This window comes from Nocardia stercoris, assembly GCF_003696265.1.
Lineage (GTDB): Bacteria > Actinomycetota > Actinomycetes > Mycobacteriales > Mycobacteriaceae > Nocardia > Nocardia stercoris.
The window spans coordinates 242,779-267,847 of the sequence record NZ_RFFH01000005.1 but is presented as its reverse complement, the minus strand read 5'-3'; the positions used below and the strand labels follow the sequence as shown (position 1 = coordinate 267,847).

At 69.1% G+C, this 25,069-nt stretch carries 21 protein-coding genes; 6 read left to right on the top strand and 15 right to left on the bottom strand.

The annotated features are described in order from the left end of the window. The first annotated feature begins 1 nt into the window (after window position 1). Window positions 2-787, top strand: coding sequence for a putative protein N(5)-glutamine methyltransferase (locus tag EBN03_RS35060; RefSeq protein WP_233608406.1), 786 nt, complete (start codon window positions 2-4; stop codon window positions 785-787). A 248-nt stretch (window positions 788-1,035) separates the two neighbouring features. Here the strand turns inward: EBN03_RS35060 and EBN03_RS14820 are convergent, their stop codons facing one another. Beyond that, a complete protein-coding gene (locus EBN03_RS14820; protein ID WP_147471593.1) occupies window positions 1,036-1,419 on the bottom strand; it encodes a DUF3291 domain-containing protein in 384 nt (127 codons plus the stop codon). A 270-nt stretch (window positions 1,420-1,689) separates the two neighbouring features. Here EBN03_RS14820 and EBN03_RS14815 point away from each other — a divergent pair, with 270 nt between their 5' ends. Beyond that, complete coding sequence (locus EBN03_RS14815; RefSeq protein WP_122188601.1) at window positions 1,690-2,103, top strand: hypothetical protein; 414 nt, start codon at window positions 1,690-1,692, stop codon at window positions 2,101-2,103. Window positions 2,104-2,148: 45 nt separating this feature from the next. Here EBN03_RS14815 and EBN03_RS14810 read toward each other — a convergent pair whose 3' ends face one another. From EBN03_RS14810 to EBN03_RS14795, 3 genes are all read right to left on the bottom strand, one after another. Further along, complete coding sequence (locus EBN03_RS14810; protein ID WP_122188600.1) at window positions 2,149-2,823, bottom strand: hypothetical protein; 675 nt, start codon at window positions 2,821-2,823, stop codon at window positions 2,149-2,151. A gap of 42 nt (window positions 2,824-2,865) precedes the next feature. Then, the gene (locus EBN03_RS14805) at window positions 2,866-4,446 is read right to left on the bottom strand and encodes a hypothetical protein (RefSeq protein WP_267899290.1); all 1,581 of its coding nucleotides are present in this window, start codon (window positions 4,444-4,446) and stop codon (window positions 2,866-2,868) included. A gap of 841 nt (window positions 4,447-5,287) precedes the next feature. Then, window positions 5,288-6,496, bottom strand: coding sequence for an SPFH domain-containing protein (locus tag EBN03_RS14795; protein WP_122188599.1), 1,209 nt, complete (start codon window positions 6,494-6,496; stop codon window positions 5,288-5,290). Window positions 6,497-7,140: 644 nt separating this feature from the next. Between EBN03_RS14795 and EBN03_RS14790 the strand changes: the two genes are divergently transcribed. Further along, complete coding sequence (locus EBN03_RS14790; RefSeq protein ID WP_122188598.1) at window positions 7,141-8,397, top strand: cation:proton antiporter; 1,257 nt, start codon at window positions 7,141-7,143, stop codon at window positions 8,395-8,397. On the opposite strand, the gene EBN03_RS35540 is transcribed toward EBN03_RS14790, so the two are convergent. From EBN03_RS35540 to EBN03_RS14775, 3 genes are all read right to left on the bottom strand, one after another. Further along, window positions 8,331-10,412, bottom strand: a complete 2,082-nt coding sequence (locus EBN03_RS35540) for a TPM domain-containing protein (protein WP_122188597.1) — start codon at window positions 10,410-10,412, stop codon at window positions 8,331-8,333. The genes EBN03_RS14790 and EBN03_RS35540 overlap by 67 nt on opposite strands. A gap of 168 nt (window positions 10,413-10,580) precedes the next feature. Beyond that, window positions 10,581-12,593, bottom strand: coding sequence for a phosphocholine-specific phospholipase C (locus tag EBN03_RS14780; protein WP_199742771.1), 2,013 nt, complete (start codon window positions 12,591-12,593; stop codon window positions 10,581-10,583). A 352-nt stretch (window positions 12,594-12,945) separates the two neighbouring features. After that, window positions 12,946-13,779: an SDR family NAD(P)-dependent oxidoreductase gene (locus EBN03_RS14775; protein ID WP_122188595.1), complete on the bottom strand. Its 834-nt coding sequence runs from the start codon at window positions 13,777-13,779 to the stop codon at window positions 12,946-12,948. Between the two features lie 123 nt (window positions 13,780-13,902). On the opposite strand from EBN03_RS14775, the gene EBN03_RS14770 reads away from it, so the two are divergent. After that, complete coding sequence (locus EBN03_RS14770; RefSeq protein WP_122188594.1) at window positions 13,903-14,586, top strand: TetR/AcrR family transcriptional regulator; 684 nt, start codon at window positions 13,903-13,905, stop codon at window positions 14,584-14,586. A 144-nt stretch (window positions 14,587-14,730) separates the two neighbouring features. Here the strand turns inward: EBN03_RS14770 and EBN03_RS14765 are convergent, their stop codons facing one another. From EBN03_RS14765 to EBN03_RS33750, 4 genes are all read right to left on the bottom strand, one after another. Beyond that, a complete protein-coding gene (locus EBN03_RS14765) occupies window positions 14,731-15,165 on the bottom strand; it encodes a hypothetical protein (RefSeq protein WP_122188593.1) in 435 nt (144 codons plus the stop codon). 151 nt (window positions 15,166-15,316) lie between these two features. Continuing rightward, window positions 15,317-15,826: a hypothetical protein gene (locus tag EBN03_RS14760; protein ID WP_147471592.1), complete on the bottom strand. Its 510-nt coding sequence runs from the start codon at window positions 15,824-15,826 to the stop codon at window positions 15,317-15,319. A gap of 28 nt (window positions 15,827-15,854) precedes the next feature. Continuing rightward, window positions 15,855-17,039, bottom strand: coding sequence for a DUF6973 domain-containing protein (locus tag EBN03_RS14755; protein WP_122188591.1), 1,185 nt, complete (start codon window positions 17,037-17,039; stop codon window positions 15,855-15,857). A 5-nt stretch (window positions 17,040-17,044) separates the two neighbouring features. After that, window positions 17,045-17,377 carry a hypothetical protein gene (locus EBN03_RS33750; RefSeq protein ID WP_147471591.1) on the bottom strand — a complete coding sequence of 111 codons (333 nt, stop codon included), beginning with the start codon at window positions 17,375-17,377 and terminating at the stop codon, window positions 17,045-17,047. Between the two features lie 67 nt (window positions 17,378-17,444). Here EBN03_RS33750 and EBN03_RS14750 point away from each other — a divergent pair, with 67 nt between their 5' ends. Beyond that, on the top strand, window positions 17,445-17,948 hold the full coding sequence (locus EBN03_RS14750; RefSeq protein ID WP_122188590.1) for a hypothetical protein: 504 nt from the start codon (window positions 17,445-17,447) through the stop codon (window positions 17,946-17,948). A gap of 182 nt (window positions 17,949-18,130) precedes the next feature. Here EBN03_RS14750 and EBN03_RS14745 read toward each other — a convergent pair whose 3' ends face one another. After that, window positions 18,131-18,550 carry a Zn-ribbon domain-containing OB-fold protein gene (locus tag EBN03_RS14745; protein ID WP_122188589.1) on the bottom strand — a complete coding sequence of 140 codons (420 nt, stop codon included), beginning with the start codon at window positions 18,548-18,550 and terminating at the stop codon, window positions 18,131-18,133. 181 nt (window positions 18,551-18,731) lie between these two features. On the opposite strand from EBN03_RS14745, the gene EBN03_RS14740 reads away from it, so the two are divergent. After that, the gene (locus tag EBN03_RS14740; RefSeq protein ID WP_122188588.1) at window positions 18,732-21,044 is read left to right on the top strand and encodes an ATP-binding protein; all 2,313 of its coding nucleotides are present in this window, start codon (window positions 18,732-18,734) and stop codon (window positions 21,042-21,044) included. Window positions 21,045-21,071: 27 nt separating this feature from the next. On the opposite strand, the gene EBN03_RS14735 is transcribed toward EBN03_RS14740, so the two are convergent. The 3 genes from EBN03_RS14735 to recD all read right to left on the bottom strand — a co-directional run bounded on the left by EBN03_RS14735 (window position 21,072) and on the right by recD (window position 24,983). Beyond that, window positions 21,072-21,311, bottom strand: coding sequence for a hypothetical protein (locus EBN03_RS14735; protein ID WP_122188587.1), 240 nt, complete (start codon window positions 21,309-21,311; stop codon window positions 21,072-21,074). Between the two features lie 6 nt (window positions 21,312-21,317). After that, window positions 21,318-22,778, bottom strand: a complete 1,461-nt coding sequence (locus tag EBN03_RS14730; protein WP_122188586.1) for a flavin-containing monooxygenase — start codon at window positions 22,776-22,778, stop codon at window positions 21,318-21,320. 321 nt (window positions 22,779-23,099) lie between these two features. Continuing rightward, the gene (gene recD, locus EBN03_RS14725) at window positions 23,100-24,983 is read right to left on the bottom strand and encodes an exodeoxyribonuclease V subunit alpha (RefSeq protein ID WP_122188585.1); all 1,884 of its coding nucleotides are present in this window, start codon (window positions 24,981-24,983) and stop codon (window positions 23,100-23,102) included. Window positions 24,984-25,069 lie beyond the last annotated feature (86 nt).

Genomic DNA, 25,069 nt, shown 5'->3' with positions numbered 1-25,069 from the left:
CGTGGCCCGATTGCGGGCCGCCGGGTGTGTGTTCGCCGAGGACGAGGCGCGGCTGCTGATCGAGGCGGCCGGATTCGGGGACGAGCTCGACGCTCTTGTGACACAGCGGGTTTCGGGTACTCCGCTCGAGCATCTGTTGGGCTGGGCCGAGTTTCGCGGGCTGCGGGTGCGGGTCGGGCCCGGTGTATTCGTTCCCCGGCAGCGCACCGGATGGCTGGTGCAGGTGGCGCTGACGCGGGCGGCCGATACGGATCGCCCGCTGGTCGTGCTCGACATGTGTTGCGGCTCCGGCGCTCTCGGCCTGGCGATCGGCACCGAACTGCGGGCGGCGGGCCGGGCCGCGCAGGTGTGGGCCGCCGATGTCGAGCCGGCCGCGGTGGCGTGCGCGCGCGTCAACCTGGCGCCGTTCGGCGGCCGGGTCTGCGCCGGTGACCTGTTCGACGCGTTGCCCGCCGAGCTGGCCGGCCGGGTGGACATTCTGGCGGCGAACACCCCCTACGTGCCCACCGATCACATCGCCGACATGCCGCCGGAAGCCCGTGACCACGAACCACTTTCGGCTCTCGACGGCGGCGCCGACGGCTTGGACCTCGCCCGCCGGGTCGCCGCCGCGGCACCGCACTGGCTCGCCCCGGGCGGCACGGTACTGGTCGAGACGAGCACCGCGCAGGCGCCGGTGCTCGCCGAGGTCTTCACCGGGCACGGACTGCGAGCGGCGATCGAATACTGCGACGACCTCGACGCCACCGTCGTCACCGGCACGCGCATCCCGGATTCGACCGGGTAGGACCACCCGAAACCGTCGCCCGACCGGTCTTCGTCGATCCCGGCCGTAGTTGCGGCGCGGCCTCGCGCCGCCGGCCCGTGGTCCCGCAAGTCCTGTACTAGCAGGTGGTCTCGGCCGGACCCGTGGATGTCCAGCGATGCGGGCGCCGAGGTCGACCTGGCGCACCGAACCGGTCGGCGCCGCGATCGTCTAGGCGGTGTGCTGCGACCGGCGGGCCGTCACCACCGCCGCGCAACCGTAACGCTCGGTCAGCCGATACGGGTCCGGGCCTCGGCCCAGGACAGCGGCAGCTGGTCCGGCGTGGCTCGGGTCTCCACGAAATTCGCTTCGCCGAGCCGGCCGCGCATGTCGGCGAGCATCGCGGCGTGCGTGCCGCTGCCCGCGAAGGTGTCCATGGCCTGCTTGTCGGACCAGGCGGACAGGGTCCAGAACGTCTTGCGCAGGAGCTTGGCGTCCAGGGTGTATCCGACGCAGCCGGGGGCGGTCGCCAACTGGCGCCGGATGCGCAAGGTCCAGTACAGGAATCGCGGCACGTCGGTGAAGCGGGTCAACGGCAGCCGGGAGGTGAGCACGTGCAACTGGTCCGCCGCGGCGGGACGGTGCGATCCGGCGGTCCAGGGCAGGACGGGCATGACGGAATCCTTCGCCTCGTTCGAGCTTTCGGGCACGGCCGGTGCCTGGGGGCAGTGTAGGCCGCCCGGCGGGCACTCACCGGCACCGGGAACGATCACGGCGCGGCACCCGCATAACACCGCGGAATCGATGCGATTCAGTTTGCGCCACAAAATGATTCATAATTCGAACAGGTGTTCATAGGATCCGCTCCCCCGCCGATACTTTCACATATCGAGTCCGAATTGCCGGGACCGGCCGGCGATCGGTCGGGAACGGGAGTAAGAGACATGAACATTCGACTTCGGGGTGCCCGAATCGCGGTCGCCGCAACAGCGTTGGGCGCGGCGGCGCTCGCGATCGCATCGACGGCCCCCGCCGCGTCGGCGGACATCACCAGTGTTTCGGTGTCGTCCGGCCTCGGTATCGGCGGCGCGGGTGTGTACGGCACCGGTTGTCAGTACACGGTGACCGCAACCGTCAATTCCGATGACTCGGTCTATTTCTACGACAACCTCACCGGCTTCCTCGGTATGGCGACCAGTCCCGCCTACGGCACCGCGCAAGTGAGCTGGACTCCCGTCGGTCCCGGCGTGCACACGCTGTCCGCGGTCCAGTTCAGCTACTGGGGTGTCGCGTCCCGCAATATCCAGGTCCAGGTCGCGCCGGGCCTGAACTTCGGTTCGGTGTGCCTGGCGCTGTGAGGAATTCGCGGCCGGGGGCGGGTCGCCCCCGGCCGCGGCGGTCGGTCAGAACCGCCGGGTCTCGTCGGACGGGCCGGCCGCGCCGGGACCCTCCGCCTCCGGGTTGCGCGGCGGCTGCCAGGGTGCCGCGGGCGCGCTCGGCGGCGGCTCGATCGGCACCGACAACTGGGTCGGGGCGTCGCGCGAGGTGAGGTACGGGCTCGGCGGCACCGGACCGCCCGCGCCCAGACTGCGCTGGATGAGCGCGGCGTCGTCCACCCGGGCCTGCACCAGCGCCAGATCGGCGTCCAGCGCGGCCGCGTCGGGTTTGGTTGCCGCCGTGGCATATTGGGCGACACCGGCCTCGATGGCCTCGACCGCCCGGGTGGCCTCGGGCAGCTGGCGCTCCCGATGCGGCTGGGGCAGCGCGGAAATGGCGACCAGGTTGTCGTCGAGCGCCAGCGCCTGCTGTTCCAGCGCGACCCGCAGCCCCAGCGAGGCCGCGGTGTCGTAGGCGTTGACCGCGTGCAGCGCCTTCATGGCGTCCCGCAACCGCCGGTGCAGGCGGGGCTCCGGATCGTGCGACCCGGCCCAGGACAGCGGCGCGCGGCTCGGTGTCCCGGCGACCACCTGGTTGTCCGAGGTGAGCTGCTGCTTCTGACCCCGAGCGATCGCGAACACGACCGCGACCACACCCCCGGCCAGCACCAGCAGGGCGAGCAGAACCAGAAGCAGGATCATCTGCGACCTCCGTGTGTTGTGAGTTCCGGTGCGGCGGATGCGTTACCGATGATGGGTGGCGGGTGGCGGCGAGTAGTGGTGAGTCGGTGTCGTGTGCGGATGCCTGGTCGCCACGAAGATCGCGATGATCGCGACGATCACCAGCACCGCGGCGAGGATCGCGAAGAACAGCTTCACCTTGCTCCACGGCCGCTCACCGGACACCTCACCGGTCAGGCCGTTGATGTAGACCTGGAACGGCTTGTCCCCGTAGACGACTGTGAGCAGCCAGATCGGCAGCAGCACATGCTTGTACGCCAGCTGGTTCCAGGTGGACCGCAGGTCGTGGATGCGCTGCTGGTCACCACCGATATCGGCGCGGACCGTGGATTCGATGGCGCTCTCCATCTGCTGGCGCGCCTCGGGGAAGGCCTGTTCGGCGTCCTGGTCGTAGGTCCGGGCCAGGTGGCCGGCGAGGTACTCGGGCGAGTAGCTGATCGCCTCCGCGATCGGCCACGGCTCCAGCGCCTTCACCCGGCTGCGGTCGATCTCGGTGTTGGCCAGAACCGGCAGGTCGGCGAACTCGTTGTCGACCTGACCGGAGACCGGATACCAGTTCACCCGGGTCTCGTAGATCGGGTCGCCGTCGTCGTCGCGGCCCACCTGCACGGTGTACTCGATGCCCTGCTCACCGGTGTACCAGGTGCTGGTCTCGGCGTCGTAGGTGAAGTACGCGTGATAAACGCTGGCGAACGACCCGAGCCGCTTGTACTTCTTGAAGTCCGACGGCGCGAACCACCGGCCGGACACCCACTTCTCGACCAGCGACCGGCCGGTCTTCTCGTCGATCCGGAACGGCAGGACGCCGTCCACCGGCAGCCGGGCCGGCGCGTTGTACACATCGTCGCGCTGGATCGGGGTGGCGCAGTACGGGCACCGGGTGGCGGTCAGCGTGCCCGCGAAAGCCGTGGTACCACCACAGTTCTGGCATTTGACCTCGTGGTCGCCGGTCAGCTGCGGACCGGCGTCCTCGGCCTGCCATTCCCGCAGCTGCGCCATGGCCGAGGCCAGATCGTGGGCCACGATCTGCTCGCGCGGCGCGCTGATCTCGGCGTAGTTGCCGCAACTCGGGCAGCGCAGCTTCTGACTGGCCGGATCGAACGCCAGCTGGGAGCCACAGTTCGCGCAGGGATAGGTGCGGGTGAGCTCGGTGCGGTGCAGCATCGCCCGGTCGCCGGGGTTCGGATCGTCGGATTCCGATGCGGGCGCGGCCTTCTCGACCGGCGGCTGCGCGGACGGGCTGAAGGTGACCCCGATCGCCGGGCCGCCGGCCGCGGGTGGCGCGAATCCCGGTGCGCCACCGGGCCCTGGCGCGTACCCGGGTGGCGGGCCGAATCCCGGTGCGGGAGTGCCGTACCCGGGCGGCGGAACCTGCCCGTACCCCTGCGGCGCGGGCGGCATGTTCCCGGGAACCAGCGGCGGCGCATAGCCCTGCGGACCGGCCGGCGACGCATACCCCTGTGCACCGGGCGGGGGCGGCGGCACCTGGCCCTGGGGACCGCTCGACAGCGGCGGCGGCACCTGCCCCTGCGGTCCACCCTGGAGCGGGGGCGGCGTATTCCCCTGTGCACCAGCAGAAGGCAACGGCGGCACCTGCCCGTGGGGACCTGCCGACGGCGGCGGCACCTGGGGGCCGGGCGGGGGCGGCGGCACCTGGCTGTGGGGACCACTAGACAGCGGCGGCGGCACCTGCCCCTGCGGTCCACCCTGGAGCGGGGGCGGCGTATTCCCCTGCGCGCCAGCAGAAGGCATCGGCGGCACCTGGCCGTGCGGCCCGGGCGGGGGCGGAGGCACCTGACCCCGCGGATTACTCTGCGGCGGGAGCGGCGGGTTGCCCGGCGCACCGGGCGGCAGCGGCGGGGGCGCATAGCCTGGTGCGCCGGTCGGCGGCGGCACGGCGCCCGGCCGCGCCGGGGGCGGGAGATGTCCGCCCGCGCCGGAGTTTCCGCCGTAGACGACGGTGGGTGGCGCGGGTTGGGCGGGCGTATTCGGCGCGCCGCTGGGCAGCGGCGGCGGGCCCGCGGGGCCGGCGGAGTTGCCGGGGAGTGGCGGCGGGGCGCCGGCACCCGGCAGCGGAGGTGGACCGCTCGGGGCCGGCGGCGGGGCGGACGCGTCGCCGTCCCGGCGGCCCGGAAGCGGCGGGGGCACGTCAGAGGGGCTGCCTGTCACTGGGTCGATCCTCCAGCACTCGAATCCTGCGGCACGACAGGATTCGCACCACCCGATATCACAACATTTGCGCCGGCCGTACGTCGACCGCAGCGGACGCGGGACCGGTTGCGGCGCAGCGAATCGTGCTGCGCCCGGGGCGTCCCGTCCCCCGTGCGGCGCCCTCCGGCACCGCCAGCGGTCCCATCCGGTGAGTGGCGGGATCGGTTGCGGCCGTGGAGTTCTCTCCGCGGCCGCGAACCGGTCCCGCCCGGCGTCACTGGGCCGACGGCGGGGGCGGCGGCGTGCCCGGCAGCGGCGGCGGCGCGTTGAACAGCGGCTGCAGCGCGGGCACGGTCGACGCGGCTGCCCACGCGGCCATTCCGTTGCTCCAGACGTTGGTCTGCGGGGTCAGCTGGCCGTTGGACACCAGCTGGCGCAGCTGGTCCAGCGGGTACGGGCCCGCGGCCTGGCCGCCGATCTCGACGTGGAACAGCTGCTGGGTCGGCAGCGGCGGCGGGGCCGCCTGACCGTAACCCGGCTGCTGCTGCGGATAGCCCTGCTGCTGCGGGTATCCCTGCTGCGGATAACCCTGCTGGGGGTAGCCCTGCGGCGCCATCGCACCGGCCATCTGCCCGCCGAGCATCACACCGAACCCGGCCTGCACCGCGGCACCGGCGGCGCCGCCACCCTCGTTCTGCGCGGCGGCGAGCATGGCGTCGGCGGCCTGCGCCTGCGTGTAGCGGTTGAGGTCGACGTTGTTGATGAATCCGCTGGCCTCGACACCCTTGGCCACACCGCGGGTCATCGCCTGCTGGATCTCCTCCGGCAGCGAGATCGACATGGTGATGTCGTCGACGCCCAGACCGAAAGACTCGACCCGGGTGGCGACGAATTCGCGCAGCTTGCCGGACAATTCGACCTGCTTGCCCTGCAGGTCGATGGCGCCGAGGCCGCTGGCCAGCACCATGTCGGAGAAGGCGAGTGCGACGTTGCGGCGGATCAGATCGGTGATCTGCTCCATGTCGACGTTGCTCTCGGTGCCGATGACCTGGCGCAGGAACACCGCCGGGTCCTTGACTCGCACGGTGCCGGTGCCGTTGGCGCGCACCTGCACCATCTTGAAGTCGGGGTCGCGCACGGTGACCGGCTGCGGTGTGCCCCAGCGGATCTCGGTGACCGGGCGGGTGTTGATGTAGTACACCTCGGACCGGAAGGGGCTGTTGAAGCCGTACTTCCAGCCCTGCAGGGTCGACATGACGGGCATGTTCTCGCTGGTCAGGGCGTAGTGGCCCGGACCGTACTGGTCGGCGAGCTGGCCGCGGTAGACGAACATCGCCCACTGGCCCTCGCGCACGATCAGCTGCGCGCCGTTCTTGATCTCGTTGTCGTAGCGGGGAAACCGCCACGCCAGGGTGGTGTTGCCGTCATCGAGCCACTCGATGATGTCGATGAACTCACCCTTGATCATGTCCATCAGGCCCATGTCAGGTTCTCCGTCCTCCCTCGGGCATTGCCCGTCCCACCTGGGCCGATTGTGGCACAGGAGGCGCCCCCGAACACACGGGACCGACAATGTATCGGCCACGGCGTCCGGGCCGTTTACATAGCTCCTCCGACCCTACCGCGCGCGGCGAATTCCCGCCGTCGGCTACCCCGGCCCGCAGCGCGCACCGCGGCCCGCCGGCCACCGGCCGCGCGGCACGGTCGCCGGTTGCGCGCGACCGGCGGCCACTCGATCGGCAAAAGGCGCAATTTCCCACCCGGAACGATTCGCAGAATTACCCAATCCGTGCGAAATGTGCGCGTTTCGAGGTCAATTATCGAGTTGGCGTTGGAAATTCGGCCGGTGCGGTAGTCTCCCGACTACGCGCCGCGCACTGGGTACGGCGCCGGAATTCCGGAAGGGGTACGCGCATGATTATCGCTTTCTTGACGAATGTTCTCGCCAATTCCATCGACTTCCTGAACTGGCTGATCTGACCTCGGTCCGATACCGCCGCTCCACCGGCGCAACGGATTCGGAAGGACGCAGGGGCGCAGCTGAAATCGGCTGTACCCCTGCGATATTCGAATTGTCCCCGCTCGCCTACCACTACCCGCGGCGCCGATCCACTAGCGTCTGCCGTCATGTTCCTCGCGATCACCGCGACGATGGCGGTCATTCTGGCGTGGGCGTGCGTCTCGGGAGCCTTCGCCCGCTGGAGCGTCACCGCTCCGGTGGCGATGATCGTGGTCGGCCTGGTGGTCGGTGCCACCAGCGAACACTGGATTCTGGAGAGCCTCAATACCCATACCGCACAGCGGGTGGTCGAGTTCCTGCTCGCGCTGTCGCTGTTCGACGATGCCACCGAGATCCAGGCCCGGGTCGTCGGCCGCACCGGCGTGGCCCGCATGCTCGTCGCGTTCGTCGGCAGTCTGGCGCTGGCCACTTTCGCGGGAAAGTATGTGCTGGACCAGAATTCGTGGGCGTTGCTGCTGCTCATCGCCTGCGTCGTGATGCCGACCGACCTGGTGCCCGCGCGGGCCGTCCTCACCGACCGGCGGATCACCCAGCGGGTCCGGGACACGCTCAATATCGAGAGCGGGCTCAACGACGGCTTGGCGGCACCGATCTTCCTGTTCGCGCTCGAGGCCTGCAAGCGCAGCGCCGACTCCGACCAGGCACTCGAGGCATTGGGCCACGCGGTGCCGGCGGTGCTCAAATCCGTGCTGGTCGGCGTCCCGGTCGGCGCCGCCGCCGGAATCCTGCTCACCCGGTGCGCGACCCGCGGCTGGACCGAACCGCACACCGTGCGCTGCGGCCTTCTCGCGGTCCCGGTGCTGACCTACGCGCTCGCGGTGCTGATCGACGGCAACGGCTTCGTGGCGGCCTTCCTGGCCGGCCTGACCTACCGCACCGTGCACGGCGACATCCCCGGCGAGCCACTGGAACTCACCGAGGGCCTGGGCCGATTCCTCAGCCTGGGCCTGTGGTTCATCGTGGGCAATATCGCGATCGGCATTCCCTGGCTCGACTGGCACGCGCTCGTCTACGGGCTGCTCGCGCTGACCGTGTTCCGCATCGTCCCGGTCTGGCTCGCGCTGCTGGGCTCCCATTTCACCACCGCGGAACGGATCATGTTGTCCGCCTTGGGCCCCCGCGGTGTCGCAACGATCGTGTTCGGTCTGCTGGCGGTCAACGGGCTCACCGCCCGATCGGATATCAGACTGCTCGTGGGTGTCACCCTGTTCGTCGTCACCGGCAGTGTGCTGCTGCACGGCATCGGTGCCCCGCTGCTCGCCGACCGACTGAGCCGCCGACCGGAAACGGCTGCGGCTCAGAACCTTCCGCCACGGCTGATCCGGCGCGAACCGTCCGAACCGCCGAAGGAACCCGGCCCGTAGCCGCCGCCGCCGAAACCACCACCGCCCCAACTGGATCCACCACCCCAGCCGGATCCCGCGCCCCCGCCACGCAGCATGCTGTCGATCAGGATCCCGCCGAGAATCGCCCCGGTCGCGGAGCTGCCGGAGGTGGCGCGCTGCTGCCGCGCCTGCCATTCGCGCACCGAGGTCTGTGCGGTCTGCAGCGCCCGTGCGCCCAATTCGGCTGCGCGCTGGCCGAATCGGAGCGCCTGGTCGGGATCGGCGGCCGCCTGTTGTTCGGCCTGGTCCAGGCTGCGCTGCGCCTCGGCGAGACGAGTGCGCGGCTCGGCGTCCACGCCGCCGCGCCGGGTGCTGATGTAGTCGGCGGCCGCGTGCACCTGGCTGCGGGCAGCGGTCAGCGTCTGGTCGAGTCGGTGGCGCAGTTCGTCGGCGGCGCGCTTGCGATCCGTGGCGGCCGCGACGGCCTGATCGAGCGCGGTATCGGCGGCCACGGCCTGCTGGAAGGCACCGAGCGGATTCTCGGCACCCTGGGCGGCCGCCCGCTCCAGGGCGGTCCGCGCGGCCGCGACGGCCGCGGGCAATTCGGTGCCGCCGTGCTCGGACAGGCCGGCCGCGCCGACCAGATCGCGGCGCAACTCCTCGATCATGGCGGGCAGCCCGGCGCGGGCCTGCTCGATATCGGTCGCTGCCGTGTCGACCGCGTCGAGCAGGGTGCGCGCGGCATCCACGGCCGATTCCGCGGCCCGGATATCGGCGACCGCCGCGCCCTGCCGGCCCACCGGCCGGGCCGCCGCGGCGCGGCCGTCCGCGATCGCCTTCTCCGCGAACGTGATTCGCTCTCGCGCCATACCGACGTTGTCGCGGACGGGCGCGAGCACCGACGCCGGATGTCGCGCCACCAGCTCGGCGAGCGTAGCCTCCGACCCCGGCAGCCGCGCCATCAGTTCGACCGTGCCCTGGGTCAGTGTGTCCAGGCGTTCGCCGGCATTGATGAGCAGATTGCGCATGTCGTCGAATTCGGCGACCTTGGCGTCCAATTCACGATTCGCGCCACCACAGCTGCTGATCAGATCGACCAGCATCCCCTGCTGCTGGTCCGGAGTTTCGGGAATATCGTCGTCGAGCTGCTGGCGGATCGCGAACGCCTTCGCGAGGGCGTTGCGCGCGGCCTGCAGCGCGGCGGTGAAGGGGGCGGTGGCGGTGGTCCCGAATTCGTCGGTGGCCAGCCGTAATTCCTCGACACTGGTGCGGATGGCATTGTCGGTGTCGACCAGCGTGTCCTTGGACAGGGCATCGAGGACGGGTAGCGGGAGAGCCCGTAGTGCGGTGAGGTCGGCCGGATCGATGCGGCGGGCCGACTCCAGGGTCGAGCGGGCGCGCCGGGCTGCCCGCCGTCGCGACCACAGCCACACGCCCAGCACGGCCAGCGCTACGAGTGCCGCCAGGATCACCAGCGGAACCAGGTCGACGCCGCCGGACTTGCCGGTGGCGTTCGACAGCCCGGTCGCCGTGGCCAGGCCGGCGCCGGCCCAGTCCCCCGCCCGCAGCTTCGGCTCGACCTGATCGGTGAGCATCCGGTCCAGCTCCCGGTCGGTGATCGACTCGGGCACGGTTCCGCTGAACGCGTAGGCGCGGTCGTCGACGGCGACGGCGAGCAGTACGTCCCGCTCGCCGAAGCCGGACAGCCGCGCGGTCTGTTCGCCCCACGCGTGGGCGTCCAGCCCGGCGAAGTCGCGCACGTACGCGATCCACAGCCGCTCGTGATCCCGCGCGTACAACGTGTCGACGGCCTGCTGTAGTTCGGCGGTCTGCCCGCCGTCGAGCACCCCGGCGTTGTCGGTGACGTAGCCCGCCAGGCGCAGCGGGGCGTCGGCGCGCGCCGGTGCGGCGGGCCCGCCCGCCAGGACCAGCAGCGTCAGCACGCCGATCACGAGGAGCGATAGCAGCTTCGACGTCCACCGCCGCCGGACCGCGTGGCAACGGCCCGGCGGCCAGGCGGGGATGGGCTCGTAGCAGGCGCCCAGCCGGCTCATCCGTCACTCCCGTCCGTAGCGGGCCGAGAACTCGGCTCCGACGAGTTCGCTGCGGCCGGCCGATCACCGGCCGCAGCGTACAGCAGCGAGCAAATATCGAGCTATCCTACGCAACGGCCGGTGACGGGAGCGGCCTCGTGCGGATCTTGTGATGTTCGCGAATCCCGGTCAGCCGCTGATGCTGGCAGCCCCCGTTTCGATGTGGCCGGTGAAACGGCGGGACCACGAGGAGTCGGCGGAGCAGGTGAGGGTGAAGTCGTACCAGCCGTTGTTGTAGGCCACCGCGTTCCAGAAGTCGCTGACCGTCTGCCCGGCCTTCGCGGTATAGGTCCAGGGGCCGTCGGTGCGGTAGTTGTTCGACTTCACGGTGAACGTCACCTGGGCGGAAGTGCCGTTGACCATGTCGATCCAGAACGCGAGCTTGCCGGTGCCCGACTCCACGGCGATCCGGGTGTGGGCCTGCAACTGCTTGCCGGCGCCGGTGCCGTTGCCGATCAACCGGACCAGGAACCGGTTCGGGCCGACCGCGGTGAGGTCGTAGGCGTTCGACGAGACCGCGACCGTCGCCGAGGTCCGGGTGCCGCCCGCGACGGTGTACTGGCCCGGCACCGCGGTGGTCGTGTTGTCGTAGACCGCGAAATGCGCTGCGGCGGAATCGGAATTCGCGAGGGTGAGCGTGGCCTGGCCGTTGTTGCCCTGCCACGACCAGGCCGACTCGTAGGCGGTCGGCTGGTACGGCAGCGCCCGGGCCGGGCGGGTGCCGGACTCCGGTGTCGGCTGCGCGTTGGTGGTCGGGATCGGGTTCGCCAGCACCGAGCAGGTCGCGGCGCTGATCGCCGCGCCGGGCGTCGGCAGCGACGGCAGACCGGTGACCGGCTTGGTGAAGTCGAACGCGGAGGTGAGGTCACCGCACACCGACCGGCGCCAGGCGCTCAGGTTCGGGCAGGGCGCCGATCTGCCGATCGCCTTCGACCAGGTCTCCATGAACCGGATGACCGAGGTGTGGTCGAAGACCTGCGAGTCGACCCAGCCGCCCTTCGACCACGGCGACACCACGAGCATGGGGACCCGGAAGCCGAGACCGACCGGGACACCGTTCACGAATTCGTCGGCCACGCCGGCCGCGGGCGACGGCGGCGGCACGTGGTCGAAGAATCCGTCGTTCTCGTCGTAGGTGATGAACAGCGCCGTACTGTTCAGGACATTCGGATCGGCATTCAGCGCGCCGAGCAATTCGCTGACGAATCGCTCACCGTTGACCGGCGGCCCGATCGGATGTTCCGAAGTGATCTGGTCGGTGACGATCCAGGAAACCTGTGGCAATTTTCCGGCCAGCACATCGCTCTTGATTCCGGCGACGATATCGGTCGATGTCGCGCCCGTTCCGGTCGGAACGCTGGACATTCCGTTGATCCACAACGGCGAGGTGTGCGCCGCACCCGTGAATTGCGAGAAGTAGGCCAGTCCGTTGTCACCGTAATTGTCCGCGGCGTTCTGGTAGACCTTCCAGGTAATTCCGGCGTTCTGCAACGCCTCGGCATAGGTCTGCCAGCTGAGGCCGGATTCCGATCCCCCGTCGTAGGCGGGGCCGCCCTGACCGCCGGCCGCGTGGACGGTGCCGCTGAACAGATAGGTCCGGTTCGGACCGGTGGCGGTGAGGCCGGAGCAGTGGTAGCCGTCGCAGATGGTGTAGGCGTCGGCGAGTGCGTAGTAGAAGGGCAGGTCGGAGCGCTGCAGGTAGCCCAGCGTGCCGATCTTGTTCTTGGCGGCCATCCAGGAGTCGAGCCGGCCGTTGTTCCATGCCTTGTGCTGGTCTGCCCACGCGTGCGGCAGGTCGCCCTGGCACTGCGCCATCGTCTCGCCGGTCGATCCGGTGGCGTCCAGTGCGAACGGGTATTGCCGACCCGAACCGTTCGGCTGATCGAACACCGATTTGCCGCCGGGCAGCATGATCGTGGCGCGGTCACCGAATCCGCGCACACCTTTCATCATTCCGTAGTAGTGGTCGAAACTACGGTTCTCCTGCATGAGGACGACAATGTGCTGGACGTCGGCGATGGTGCCGGTGGCCGCCCGTGCCGTCGGGGCCGAAATTCCCGCGGACACCGAACCCAGAACTGCGCCGCCCAGTGCGGCGGCCGACCCGGCCAGAAAAGTACGACGATCGACAGAGGGCAACACGGGGATTCCTTCCCACACTCGCCGTCGCGGGTGCGTGGAAAGGCACCGGCGATGGTGGCGAGACCAGCTGGACACCGATATGAATCGGTTCCCAAACGGTGAGTGGGAAGTTCGTCGCGGGAATGACTCGGGCGTGACGCGGCGGCCAACTGGTCGTGACCGTTTCCGCATGAGGAACGGGCGCGTTAATTCCGCACCACGGATCGCCCCGCCGGCCGATTCGAGCTAATCAGGAATTCACCGACGGTTGCCGCCACGGGCGCCGGCTGCTCATCCGCGTGCGCCGCGAACGAACGCGGGGCGCAGCCGGATTCGACTGCGCCCCTTGCTGTCTCGGCCTCGCGGCCGACCCTCAGTTCTTGTGGCCGGTGAATTCGTCCATCGAGTGGTAGACGCCCACCGCGTTCAGGTAGAAGTCGCGCAGGCGCTGCGGCATGAGGCCGCCGATGGCGCGGTTCATCCGGGAGGTCCAGGGCATGATGTTCACGGGGGTGCCGTTCTTCATGCCGTTCCACGCGGTGTCGACCGCGTCCTCCTGCTTGATCATCGGGGTGAACAGCACGCCCTTGGCACCGTCGAACATGCCGGTGTTGATGTAGGTCGGGCAGAAGGTGCTGATCTTGACGTGCTTGTTGCCGGACTGCTCCAGCTCCAGGCGCACCGAGTCCGACCAGCCGAGGGCGGCCCACTTGGAACCGGCGTAGACGGCCATGCGCGGGTTGGACACCAGGCCCGCGGAGGAGGCGATATTGAGGATGCGCGACTCGGTGCCGGTGTTGGCGACCATGGCGGGCAGGAACTCGAGGGTGATGTACATCGGGGCCAGCGAGTTGATCGCCATGGTCTTGTCGATGTCGGCCTTGTTCTCGGTTTCCCAGAAGTAGCCGTTGCCGCGCACGATGCCGGCGTTGTTGACCAGGATCTCGATGTCGCCCACCCGCTCGCGCACGGCGGCGGCGGCGTCGGCGATGGCCTGCGGGTCGGAGACGTCGACCTGCTGGTGCACGATCTTCGCCTTGCCGCGCGCCTGCAGTTCGGCGGCCGTCTTCGCCAGCGCGACCTCGTTGATGTCCCACAGCACCACATCGCTGGCGCCCTCGTCGATCGCCCGCTCGGCGAACGATTTACCCAGGCCCATCGCGGCGCCGGTGACCAGCACCTTCTTGCCGGCGATAACGTTGCTCATACGAAGTCCTCTCCTGCAGTCCGCCGCGACCCCTGGCATGCGCGGTCGGCCCTGTTATTTCTAACAGTAGTGTTACATTAATAGATGGGGCGCGGCAGCTCAAGGAAACCGGAGGAAACGCCCATGACCGGCGACGTAGCAGACATCAGGACCCGGCGCGGGCGGCCACCACAGACCGCCGAGCAGGCCGAAGAGGTCCGAGCGCGCATCGTCGACGGCACCGCCGCGGTCTTCACCGCGCACGGTTCCCGCGGCCTGTCCGTCGCCCGGATCATCCATGCCGCCGGCATCTCCAGGCCGACCTTCTACCGCTACTTCGCCAATGCCGAAGGGCCGCTGCACGTCCTGCTCACGGCCTCCAACACCGGCCTGGTCGACGGCATCCGCGCCGCACTCGGCGACGTCGACGACCCGGTCACCATGGGCATCGGCCTGATCGACGCCTACCTCGACTGGGCCCGCAGCCACGGCCCGATGCTGCGCCCGGTGTTCGCCGAACTCCACGACCCCGGCTCACCCGTCTCCGGCTACCGCGTCCAAGCCCTCGACGGCGTCCGTGCCCTGGTCCGCGACCGCTTCACCGCCCTCGGCCGCACTCAGCCCGACCCCCTCAACCTCGACACCGCACTCCAGGTCTGCGAATTCTGCGTCTACCGCGTCACCACAGACCTCGAGCCCGACACCGAACCGACCCCCGAGGCCGTCGCCACCGCTCGCCTCACCATGATCCGCAGCGTGCTCGTCACACTGGGCGAGCGCACGGATATCGAACGGGCACTGGAGATTCCGGGGTTGTTCGACAGTTAGGCGGCCGGGTTCGAACAACCGCCGTGCAGGGGCATCGACAAAAAGGCATGCAACGGACGGCGCAGGGAAGGACGTTCTTGCGATGCCAGCGGATCAGTGGACACCGCAACAGGATTCACAACCGCAGGAAAAGGAAACCGGGGATCATGGTGCGAAGCTTTCGATCTCGGCCCGCCAGTAGTCCGGGGGTTGGTATCCGCCATCCCAAGGTTTCGGCGTGAATTTCCGGGCTTGGACGACCGATTGAGGAGTGGCGTATTTCAGGTTTTCGACATTGTGACGCGGCGTTCTGTCGAGAAAGGCGTACACCACCTTTCCCTTGTTCATGAATACCTGCACATCCGAATCGTCGAACGGCAATCCCGACCAGCGCAGATCGGTGCCGAGCCTCTGGTTCAGAATATTGCCCGTTGTAGCGTAGATCGAGTACATTCGATCCCATTCCCCGATGCCGATACCGGAGTCAGCAACCAGCGCACCCAGAGTCGATGTGCCGTGCTCCTCCTCGAGGTGAGTGAACTCGGCTTGCAGGGCTGTGCTTTCGTCTCGAACGGTCACGCCTTCCCGCAAGAACGGCACTCGACATCCGGCGACACTTCCGAGTATCGTCGCCAGAATTATCAGGAGAATACCCGATCGAGCATACGATGATTTTCTGTTCCTCACGGTTTCCTCCCCTCGCGACCAACCGTACGCCGGGTGTCGATGCAGCGAGACCGGAAGCCGTAAATCACGGCGCGAAGCTTTCGATCTCGGCCCGCCAGTAGTCCGGGGGCTGGTAGCTGTCCTGCCGGGCCGGAGTGATCTGCCGGGTTCGAACAACCGACTGCGGGGTGGCGAACATCAGGTTTTCGACATCGTGGTACGGCTCTCTATCGAGATAGGCGTAGACCACTTTTCCCTTGTTCATGAATATCTGGACGTCCGCATCGTCGAACGGCAATCCCGACCAGCGCAGATCGGTACCCAGTCTGCTGTTCAAGATATCGTCCGATGCGCTGGCGATCGAGTACATCCGATCCCACTGCCCGATACCGATCCGGGAGTCCGTCACCAGTGCACCCAGCGTCGAGGTGGCGTGCTCTTCCTCGAGGCGGGTGAACTCGGCTTGAAGAGCCGGACTTTCTTCTCGAACATGAACAGTTTCCCGGAAGAGCGGCATTCGGCATCCGACTACGCTTCCGAGCGTCGCCGCCAGTACCGCAATACGAATCGCATACAACGCGATTTTGCCTCTCACGATTCTCCGATTCCTGTTGCAGTAGGTATCACTTGGTGGATGGATTATTGTTCGGCGCCGGTACACCTGGCCTGTGCTGCGGGCCACTATTATTGAAGTCTACGGAAAGCGCGCCCTGTCCTTGCGCGACCTGATTGGTGGGACTCAGATGGAAGTCCTTGTTGATCATCACAGTATCGCCGTTATCGACAGCATTTCGGACAATTTTTCGGAGTTCGTCAGGATCGGCGTCCGGATTTGCCAGCCCGATCTGCCTGCCGATGTCGTTATTGTGGAGGTCCATCGCCTCGCGAACTGCAGCGTTGTCGTCTCGACCCTCATGCTTGGTGGTGTATTCCTTGGTCCAATCTTCGCCGAACACCTGCGTCATTCGCGCGTTCCAATACGCGTGCCGGTACGCGTCGGTGTGGTTGTCCTCGTCGGTTTGTCCGTTCTGAGGAGGGAAGGCTGCCTTGGCGGAGTCTTCGGCGTCCTGCATGATGCGGTAGAACTTTATCTGGTCGACCAGCGACAGATCGTCCAGCATTTGTGCTTCCGCGACTGTGATCGGCAGCGGATCCTTGCCTACGACTCCCATCAAGGTGGCCTTCAGCCCCGTGGGCCAGTTCGTCATCCCAGTGCTGTCGGAGTCGACCTGGTATTCCCGCTCTATCCAATCCATCTGCTTGTTCAGCGGTATCGGGACGTCCGCGAAGACATTGTCGATCGCTGTTCGTGCAGCTTCCGCGGCGTCCGCCGCAGCCCGCAGCTTCGCCTTGATGTCGGATTCGTGGATCTTGGCGAGATGGAGGAGGAGCATCTGGCTGGCTGCGATCTGTTTGTAGCCGGCGTTGACCAGCCAGGCGATGGTCGACTTGTCGTAGCCGACCGTGCCGTCCTCGCCGACGATGAAGCACGACTCTTCGACGGCCGCGATGGCGCCGACCGCGGCGGTTTTCGCGTCGACGAGGGACTGGACCATGTTCGTTGTGGCCGTCACCCCTTTGTCCAGGCCGGCGACCACCTTGGACAGGGATGCCATCGCACCCTGAGTTCCTCTGTCTCGCATGGCGTCACCGGCGGGACCGCGCCAGAATCCCGGTGAATCCGCCAACTGCCGGGATATCGAATTGTATTCGGTGGTGGCGGCCTTGGACGCGTTACTCCACTCCAGGGCCTGCGCGGCAAGAGGTTCGACGTTCCACTTGCGGATCTGGGACTTGGTGGGCGGCACGGAACTCATCGGATGCTGCCCTCGGCGGCGCGCAGTTGTTCCGCGGTGAGGCCGTCGACGTGGAAGTACTCGTTGATACTGATGCCGGCCGCGTCGGCGATCTCGGTGAGCTGAACACCGACGCCGCCCATGCTCGCATTCGCTCGCCACCCGGCTTTCGAAAATGCCGCTCCGAGACCGGATCCGGGTAGCGCATCCTCGATCCGGCCGAGTGGGTAGCCGGGCTCTGGATTCGATTGGCTCTGGGTCTCGATCCCGCCCAATGCGTCTCGGGAAGTATTGAAAGCCGTGATCAGGCCTTCGAGGCCCGGTCGGTCCACCCACAGGTCATCAGCCATCGTTCGTCCTCCCCCGAAATGCGCTATCTTCGAACTACCTTAGAGGTTACTGGGAGGGGTTGACAGCATGCGTCCGACCGGGGGCGATGTCGATCCGATCACCGGGCGGATGGAGTCCGTCGGCCGGGCGTTGCTCGCGGGGCGGGCGGGTGCCGCCCGGCACGGGGTCGCGGTCGAAGTCGGCGCGGACGGAACGCTGGCGGCGGTCCGGATCGACGAGAGCATCACCCCGTACGGGGCGTACCTGGGACAGCTGATCGCCGATCTCGCGCGGGAGGCCCTCGAGCGGGCGCGCGCTCAGGTGCTGGAGCAGCTCGACGAGTTCATGGCGGATCCGCGGATCATGGCCGCGTGCGATGCCCTGGAGAGTGCGGTCCAGCAGCCGAAACCTGTTGAGCCGCTATGGAATCAGCAGCCCCAGCCGAACCCTGGTGCGCCGGCGTGGAATCAGCAGCCGCAGGCGAACCCTGTTGCGCCGGTACGGAATCGGCGGCCGTTCGACGAGGATCTGTTGTCCGAGGAAGAGCTGATCGAAGAGAACGAGCGGTATAACCGGAGCTTGTGGTCCTAGCGCCGCGACGCGTTCGAGAGCCCAGTCGGCTCCAGCGGCCCGTAGCACCACGTCCGCCCTGCAGCCGGTGGGTCGACGACGGCGCGTTGGTCGGAGGAGGACGCGATGTCGATCGGTGAGGTCATACGCCGCTGCGGCGTCAGCACCGCCAGGACGGAAAGCCGATCAGTTGCCGACCGCGCTCACGACAGCGCGGCGGCCACCAGGCTGTTCGGGGTCGGCGCCACTTCGAAGACCGGGAACCGGTCGTCGTGCGGACGCGGCTGGAACTGCACTCGCACCGGTCCGTCCGCCGATGCCGGCACCTCTCCGTCGATGCAGGTGTAGACCCACGGACCCTCATCGAGTTCGACGATGGCGATCGTCAACAGCTGGCCGCCGTTCACTCCGGTGGGGTCGCGGTCCACGACGCGCCAGGACACGATCGACCCGGCTCCGCACGACGGCACGGACTCCAGGTCCCGCGACGCGCAGGAGGAGCAGCTGTCCGTCGGCGGCGCGTACAACTTGTCGCACGCCGCGCACCGGCGGATCAATACTTGATCCTCTGCTCGCGGCGCGACAGCGGCACTGGTGTTGGTGTCCAATTCGGACGTAATCATCGAGACCTCCGGGGACGGTTGCTGGCTACTGCTACAGCGTCTCCCGATCCCGCCGTCAGGGGGACGGTAGATATACCCGTTTTTGCCGCGCACCGTGGTTCCGACCGCGGTTCGGCGGGGGGTGGCGCGGCGTAATCTTGCAGGTGGATCCCTGTTGCCACCGACTGGAGGTGCGCAAACAATGCCTGCCGCCGCCTCTGGCACGCTGGGAAATCTTCCGGCGGAACTGACCCGCTTCGTCGGCCGCGGACACGAGATCGGCGCGGTCAAACAGCTGCTGTCCGAGTCGCGACTGGTGACTTTGACCGGTATCGGCGGGGTGGGCAAGACCCGGTTGGCGATCCAGGTGGCCGAGGCGGTGCGCCGCGCGTTCGACGACGGGGTGTGGTACGTCGAGTTCGGCGCGGTCCGCGAGCCCGAACTGGCCGCCGGTGCCGTGGTGTCCACGCTCAAACTCCGCGGACAGCCCACCCAGACGCCGATGGAGTTGCTGGCCGACTTCGTCGCCGCCCGGCATGCCCTGCTGTTGCTCGACAACTGCGAGCACCTGATCGACGCGGTCGCCGCACTGGCGGACTCGCTGCTGCGGGCCGCGCCGCGCCTGCGCATCCTCGCCACCAGCCGGGAACCGCTCGGCATCGCCGGCGAGGTGGTGGTCCCGGTGCCGCCGCTGACGGTCCCGGCCGGCGAGTTACCAGCGAGCGGGCGGGCGCTGCTGCGCTGCGACGCGGTCGCGCTGTTCCTCGACCGCGCCCGCTCCGCCGTGCCCGGCTTCGAACTGACCGAGGACAGCACCGTCGCCATCGCCCGCATCTGCCGGCGACTCGAAGGCCTGCCACTACCCATCGAGTTGACCGCGGCCCGGCTGCGAGCCCTGTCCCCCGAGCAGATCCTGCAACGACTCACCGACCGGTTTCGGCTGCTGACCGGAGGCGGCCGGGCGGCGCCGGACCGGCAGCAGACCTTGCGCCGGTGCATCGACTGGACCTATGACCTGCTGACCGATCGGGAGCGGGAGTTGTGGGCCCGGCTCACGGTGTTCGCGGACGGGTTCGAGCTCGACGCCGCCGAGGTGATCTGCGGCGAGGGGCTCGAGCCCGGCGCGGTCCTGGACCTGGTGAGCTCGCTGGTGGACAAGTCGGTGCTGATCCGGGACGACATCTCCGGCGGTGTCCGGTATCGGATGCTCGAAACGCTGCGCGAGTACGGCCGCGAGCGGCTGCGGGCCACCGGCACGGAAACCGCGTTACGGCACCGCCACCGCTCCTGGTTCGAGCGGCTGGCCGTGCGGGCCTACACCGCGTGGATCGGGCCGCGGCAGCTCGAATGGATCGATCGGCTCCGCCGCGAACAGTCCAATCTGCGCGAGGCGATGGAATTCGGCTTGTCCGAAGGGGACGAGCCCGAGTCGGCCGAGCGGATCGCGGCGTCGCTCTACGAGTTCTGGGTCGCGCGGGCGCGGGTCGGCGAGGCCCGGTATTGGCTCGGCCGGACCCTGGAGCGAACCGGTGGATCGGCGCTGGAACACGTCGCGGCGCTGTGCATGGACGCCGCTTTGGCGGCGATCGAGCTCGACGCCCGGTCGGGAGCCGAGCGGATCGAGCAGGCCCGCGCGGCGGCTGAGGCCGGCGGCGACCGGCTCCTGGCCGCCTATGTCGACGGCGCGCAGGGCCTGGTGTCGCTGTTCTCGGACGATTTCTCCGGTGCGGTGACGTATTTGGAGCGCGCCCTGCCGGTGTACGAGGCGGCCGGCGATGTCCTGCACCAGGTTTCGGGCATGCTGGCACTCGGTATGGCCTGCGGACGGTTGGGCGACACCGACCGTGCCGCCGCCTGTGAGTCGCGGGTGCTGGAACTCGCCACACAGCACGAGGATTCGGTGTACCGGTGCTACGCGCTGTCCCAGCTCGGCTACACGACCGTCGAGCGCGGTGACCTCGAGCGCGGCTCGGTGCTGCTGGCGGACAGCATGCGGTTCGCCCGGTCGATCGACGATCGACAGGTGGTCGCGACCGCGCTGGCGACCCTGGCTTTTGTTGCGGCGCAACGGAATCAGCCACAACGAGCCGCTGTGCTGGCCGGTGCCGCGATGGCGGTCGCGGAATCGCTGGGCAGCCAGGCGGTCACCTATCTGCAGGTGTTCCGCCATCAGGATCAGGCCCGGCAGTTCGCCGCTGCCACGCTCGGGCAGCGCGCCTTCGACGCGGCGTCCCGGCAGGGCCACGACCTCGACCTCGACGCGGCGATCGCATACGCGCTCGAAGAGCAACCGAAGACGGCGGACGAACCTCCCACCGCACTGGCCGGCCTGACCCGCCGGGAGCGGCAGATCGCCCAGCTCGTCGCCGAGGGCCTGACCAACCGGGCCATCGCCGAGAAACTCGTCATCTCGCAGCGCACGGCGGCCGGACACGTAGAGCACATCCTGAGCAAGCTCCACTTCACGACCCGGGCACAGGTCGCGGCGTGGATCGCGGCCAACACCCCGCGGTAGCCCGCCCGGGTGGCGGGACGCGCCCGGTCAGTTCGCCGCAGCGGCCCCCGCGCTGCCGCTGATCGCCGCACCGAGCAGGCCGTTGAGCACACTCGAGGCGAGCGCCGACACGGCGCCGCCGGGGGCGCCGGGGGCCATACCACCGGCCGAGCCGGTGACGTAGTCGTGCGCCGGCCCGCCGGCCGATCCACTGTTGTCGCCGGGCAGGTCGTTGGCGAGCTCGCCGAGCAGGCCGCCGGCGGAGGCCGTGCCCAGGCCGCCGAGCACGCCGCGCTATGCGGCGCGCGCGAAGCGCAGCGCCCGGTCGGTGATCCGGCCGTAGCGCAGCAGCGGGACGTCGAGCAGGTAGTTCATGTGCAACCGCCACGGGTGCCGGTCGCCCTGCGCCGGGAGCGTCGCGGCCGAGCGCTGGATGTAGCCGGGGTTGAAGTTCGTCATGTACGGTGCCCGCTCGACGGCCGGATCCGGTTGCGGGGTGACCGAGGCGTAGCCGTGGTTGCGCATGTGGCGCAGCAGGCGAACGGTGAACTCCGACACCAGATCCGCCTTCAGCGTCCAGGATGCGTTCGTGTAGCCCATGACGAAGACGAAGTTCGGGACACCGGACAGCATCATCGCCTTGTACGCCATGGTGGTGGCGGGATCCAGGGGGACGCCGTCGATGCTGAGGGTGAGGCCGCCGAACATCAGCAGGTCGAGGCCGGTGGCGGTGACCACGATGTCGGCGGGCAGGTCGGCGCCGGATTCGAGGTGGATACCGGTCTCGGTGAAGGTGTCGATGCGGTCGGTGACGATGTCGAGGGTGTCCTTGCGGATGGCCCGGAAGAAGTCGCCGTTGGGCGCGAGGCAGAGCCGCTGCTGCCAGGGGTCGTAGCTGGGTGTGAAGTGGGTGTCGAGGTCGTAGCCGTCGGGCAGCCAGCGTTCCTGCAGGCCGCGCATCCACGCCTTCATGCGCTCCGGATACCGTTGCGTCAGTTGGTACAACGCGGTGGTGTAGGAGACGTTCTTGGCCCGGGTGAGCGCGTACGCGGCGCGCGGCGGCAGGAACTGCCGCAGCCGGGCGTTGATCTTGTCCCGGGCCGGTGCGGCCAGGATGTAGCTCGGCGAGCGCTGCAACATCGTCACGTGCGCACCGAGTTTCGCCAGCGACGGGCCGAGTGTGACCGCGGTGGCACCGGATCCGATGATCACCACCCGCTTGCCGTCGACCTCGAGGTCCTGCGGCCAGTGCTGCGGATGCACGATCGGCCCGGCGAAACGCTCGGTGCCGGCGAACTCCGGGGTGTGGCCCTGGTCGTAGCGGTAGTAGCCGGCGCAGCAGTACAGCAGGCCCGCCGTGAACGTGACCGGCGCACCGGCCACCTCGGCGGTCACCGTCCACTGGCCCGCGTCCGCGGACCAGCCCGCCGACACCACCCGGTGCCCGTACCGGATCCGCCGGTCGATCCCCGCTTCGGCGGCGGTGTCGCGCAGATACCGCAGGATCGAGTCGCCGTCGGCGATCGCCTTCTCCCCCAGCCACGGGCGGAACCGGTAGCCGAGCGTGAACATGTCCGAGTCGGACCGGATTCCGGGATAGCGGAACAGATCCCACGTGCCGCCGAGGGTGTCGCGGGCCTCGAGGATCGCGTAGGACAGCCCCGGGAATGCGGTCTGCAGATGGTGCGCCGCGCCGATCCCGGACAAGCCGGCACCGATGATGAGCACCTCGACATGCTCGGGGGTATTGGCCATGGTTGCCGGCTCCTCCTGTGAAACGCGCACCTGTCCCGCGCTCCCAGCCTAGGACCGGGCGATGGGCCGCGCCAACAGTCCCCCGCCGCACCGGACCCGACCCTGGGCCACCGGGCACCCGATCACCGCAGGGTACGGACGTGCGTGATCCGGCCGCATTCCGGCACTCCTACCTGGGTACGTCCGATCGGGCCGGTGACGGCCGCTGCGGTGTACGGCGACCACGAAGGCCGGTTTCGGGCGGCGACTCCGGCGGACCGCGCCGATCGGCCGGACGCGACCGCCGCCGAACCGTGCGCGATCGGACGCCGGCCCGGCCGGTCAGGCCCGTAATCCGCTGGCGCGCAACACCCGTCGCGCGATGCCCGCCCGCAGCGACTCCTCGGTGCCCAGGATCCGCACTCGGGTCCGCGCCCGGGTCACGGCCGTGTACAGCAGTTCCCGGGTCAGCAGCGTGGACTCCGCGCCGGGTACCACCACCGACACGGCGCCGTACTGGCTGCCCTGACTGCGGTGGATGGTCATGGCGTAGACCGTGGTGACGCCGGGGAACTGGGTCGGGTGCACCAGATACGGTTCGCTGCCGCGCTGCAGGGCCGCGCGCAGCGAACCGTCCGGGACGCGCACGATGACACCGGTATCGCCGTTGTAGATGCGAGCCTCGTGATCGTTGGCGGTGACCAGCAGCGGCTGTCCCGGATACCACTGTCCCGCAGTCGATTCCGCGCCCTGCCCGGCGGCGGCGACCCAGCCGGCGGCCTGCCGGTCCCAGTGCTCGACGCCGTAGCGGCCCTGCCGGTGCGCGCACAGCAGACGGTGAGACTCCATGGCCGCCAAGGCTTCCAGCGCGTCGCCGCGTTCGGCGGCGACCATGGCGGCACGGGCGGCACCCACCACGTCGGCGTGCACCGCGGTGATGTCGTCGGGATCCACCAGCGACAGTTCGTCGCCGCCGTCGGCCAGCAGACCCAGCGCGGTGTCGGCGTCGCCCGCGCGGACCGCGACCGCCAGTTCCGCGATCTTGCCACCGAACCGGCGCCCCCGGGTCAGGCGGACGATGCCGCCGTCGAGCCGGTCCCGTTCCCGCGCGCTCAAGCCGTCCGAATGGTCGCTCGGCTCGGACAGCGCGCCGCCGAGCACCTGATCCAGCACCGGGTTCGGGCTCGCCTCCACCGGCCCGGCCACCAGGTCGGCCAGCACCGCGCCCGCGTCCACCGAGGCCAGCTGGTCGGGGTCGCCGACCAGGACCAGACGGGCGTCGGGCCGCACCGCGGGCAGTAGCCGGCTCATCATCGTCAGCGACACCATGGAGGTCTCGTCGACCACGATCACGTCGTAGGGCAGCCGGTTGTGTTCGTGGTGGCGGAACCGGGTCACGCCCCCGCGCTGCCAGCCCAGCAGCCGGTGCAGAGTGGCCGCGGTCAGTTCCGGCAGCTCGAGCGCACCGGCCTGTTCGCGCACCGACTCCTGCAGGCGCGCAGCGGCTTTCCCGGTCGGAGCGGCCAGCGCGATCCGCGGCGGCGGCGCGCCCACCGCGGCCTGATGCGCCACCAGCAGCGCGAGAATGCGCGCGATGGTGTGGGTCTTGCCGGTGCCGGGGCCACCGGCCACCACGGTCGTCCAATGGGTGGCCGCCAGCGCCGCAGCGACCCGCTGCCGATCCACCGGCTCCCCCGGCGCCTGCGCGGCGTCGAACAACCGATCCAGTTGTCCGCGAACGGTATCCGGGTCGATCAGCGGGAAACTCGCGGCCCGCTCGGTGAGCGCGCGGCGGATCGTCTCCTCCTGCGCGTGGTACCGGTCCAGGTACAGCAGCGGCCCGACCCGGTGATCCACCAGCCGCAGCGGGCACAGCGGCCCGGCCGGCCCGCCCGTGACCAGCGGGCTGCGCCGCAACGCGGCGACCACGGCCTCCACCTCCGGCCACGGCAGCGTCGCCGGATCGACCGGCTCGGCCTCCGGGTCGTACCCCGAACCCTCACCGTCCACACCGATCTCGTGCATCCGGCCCAGCTCGAGACACACCGACCCCGAGCGCACGGCCCGCACCGCCAGCGCCGCCGCCAGCATCACCGGTTCGGCGTCCTCCCCGCCCAGGCGGCCCAGCCGCAACGCCACATGCACATCGGCCGCCGACAGCACCCCGGCGGCGTTGAAGGTACGCAGCAGCCCGGTTGCGCGCTGCGCCAACTGAATCGAGGTCACCGCGAGTCCTTTCCGGTAGGCAGACGCGGCGGTGCCACGATCGCCGCAGCGCCGCAGCGCCGCAGCTGGGCGTGCGCGTCGACACC

Excerpts from the sequence above, each read along its gene's own strand:
- EBN03_RS14820 (WP_147471593.1), bottom strand. The coding sequence starts at position 1,419 with ATGCCCGTCCTGCCCTGGACCGCCGGATCGCACCGTCCCGCCGCGGCG.
- EBN03_RS14815 (WP_122188601.1), top strand. The coding sequence starts at position 1,690 with ATGAACATTCGACTTCGGGGTGCCCGAATCGCGGTCGCCGCAACAGCG.
- EBN03_RS14810 (WP_122188600.1), bottom strand. The coding sequence starts at position 2,823 with ATGATCCTGCTTCTGGTTCTGCTCGCCCTGCTGGTGCTGGCCGGGGGT.
- EBN03_RS14795 (WP_122188599.1), bottom strand. The coding sequence starts at position 6,496 with ATGGGCCTGATGGACATGATCAAGGGTGAGTTCATCGACATCATCGAG.
- EBN03_RS14790 (WP_122188598.1), top strand. The coding sequence starts at position 7,141 with ATGTTCCTCGCGATCACCGCGACGATGGCGGTCATTCTGGCGTGGGCG.
- EBN03_RS35540 (WP_122188597.1), bottom strand. The coding sequence starts at position 10,412 with ATGAGCCGGCTGGGCGCCTGCTACGAGCCCATCCCCGCCTGGCCGCCG.
- EBN03_RS14775 (WP_122188595.1), bottom strand. The coding sequence starts at position 13,779 with ATGAGCAACGTTATCGCCGGCAAGAAGGTGCTGGTCACCGGCGCCGCG.
- EBN03_RS14770 (WP_122188594.1), top strand. The coding sequence starts at position 13,903 with ATGACCGGCGACGTAGCAGACATCAGGACCCGGCGCGGGCGGCCACCA.
- EBN03_RS33750 (WP_147471591.1), bottom strand. The coding sequence starts at position 17,377 with ATGGCTGATGACCTGTGGGTGGACCGACCGGGCCTCGAAGGCCTGATC.
- EBN03_RS14750 (WP_122188590.1), top strand. The coding sequence starts at position 17,445 with ATGCGTCCGACCGGGGGCGATGTCGATCCGATCACCGGGCGGATGGAG.
- EBN03_RS14745 (WP_122188589.1), bottom strand. The coding sequence starts at position 18,550 with ATGATTACGTCCGAATTGGACACCAACACCAGTGCCGCTGTCGCGCCG.
- EBN03_RS14740 (WP_122188588.1), top strand. The coding sequence starts at position 18,732 with ATGCCTGCCGCCGCCTCTGGCACGCTGGGAAATCTTCCGGCGGAACTG.
- EBN03_RS14730 (WP_122188586.1), bottom strand. The coding sequence starts at position 22,778 with ATGGCCAATACCCCCGAGCATGTCGAGGTGCTCATCATCGGTGCCGGC.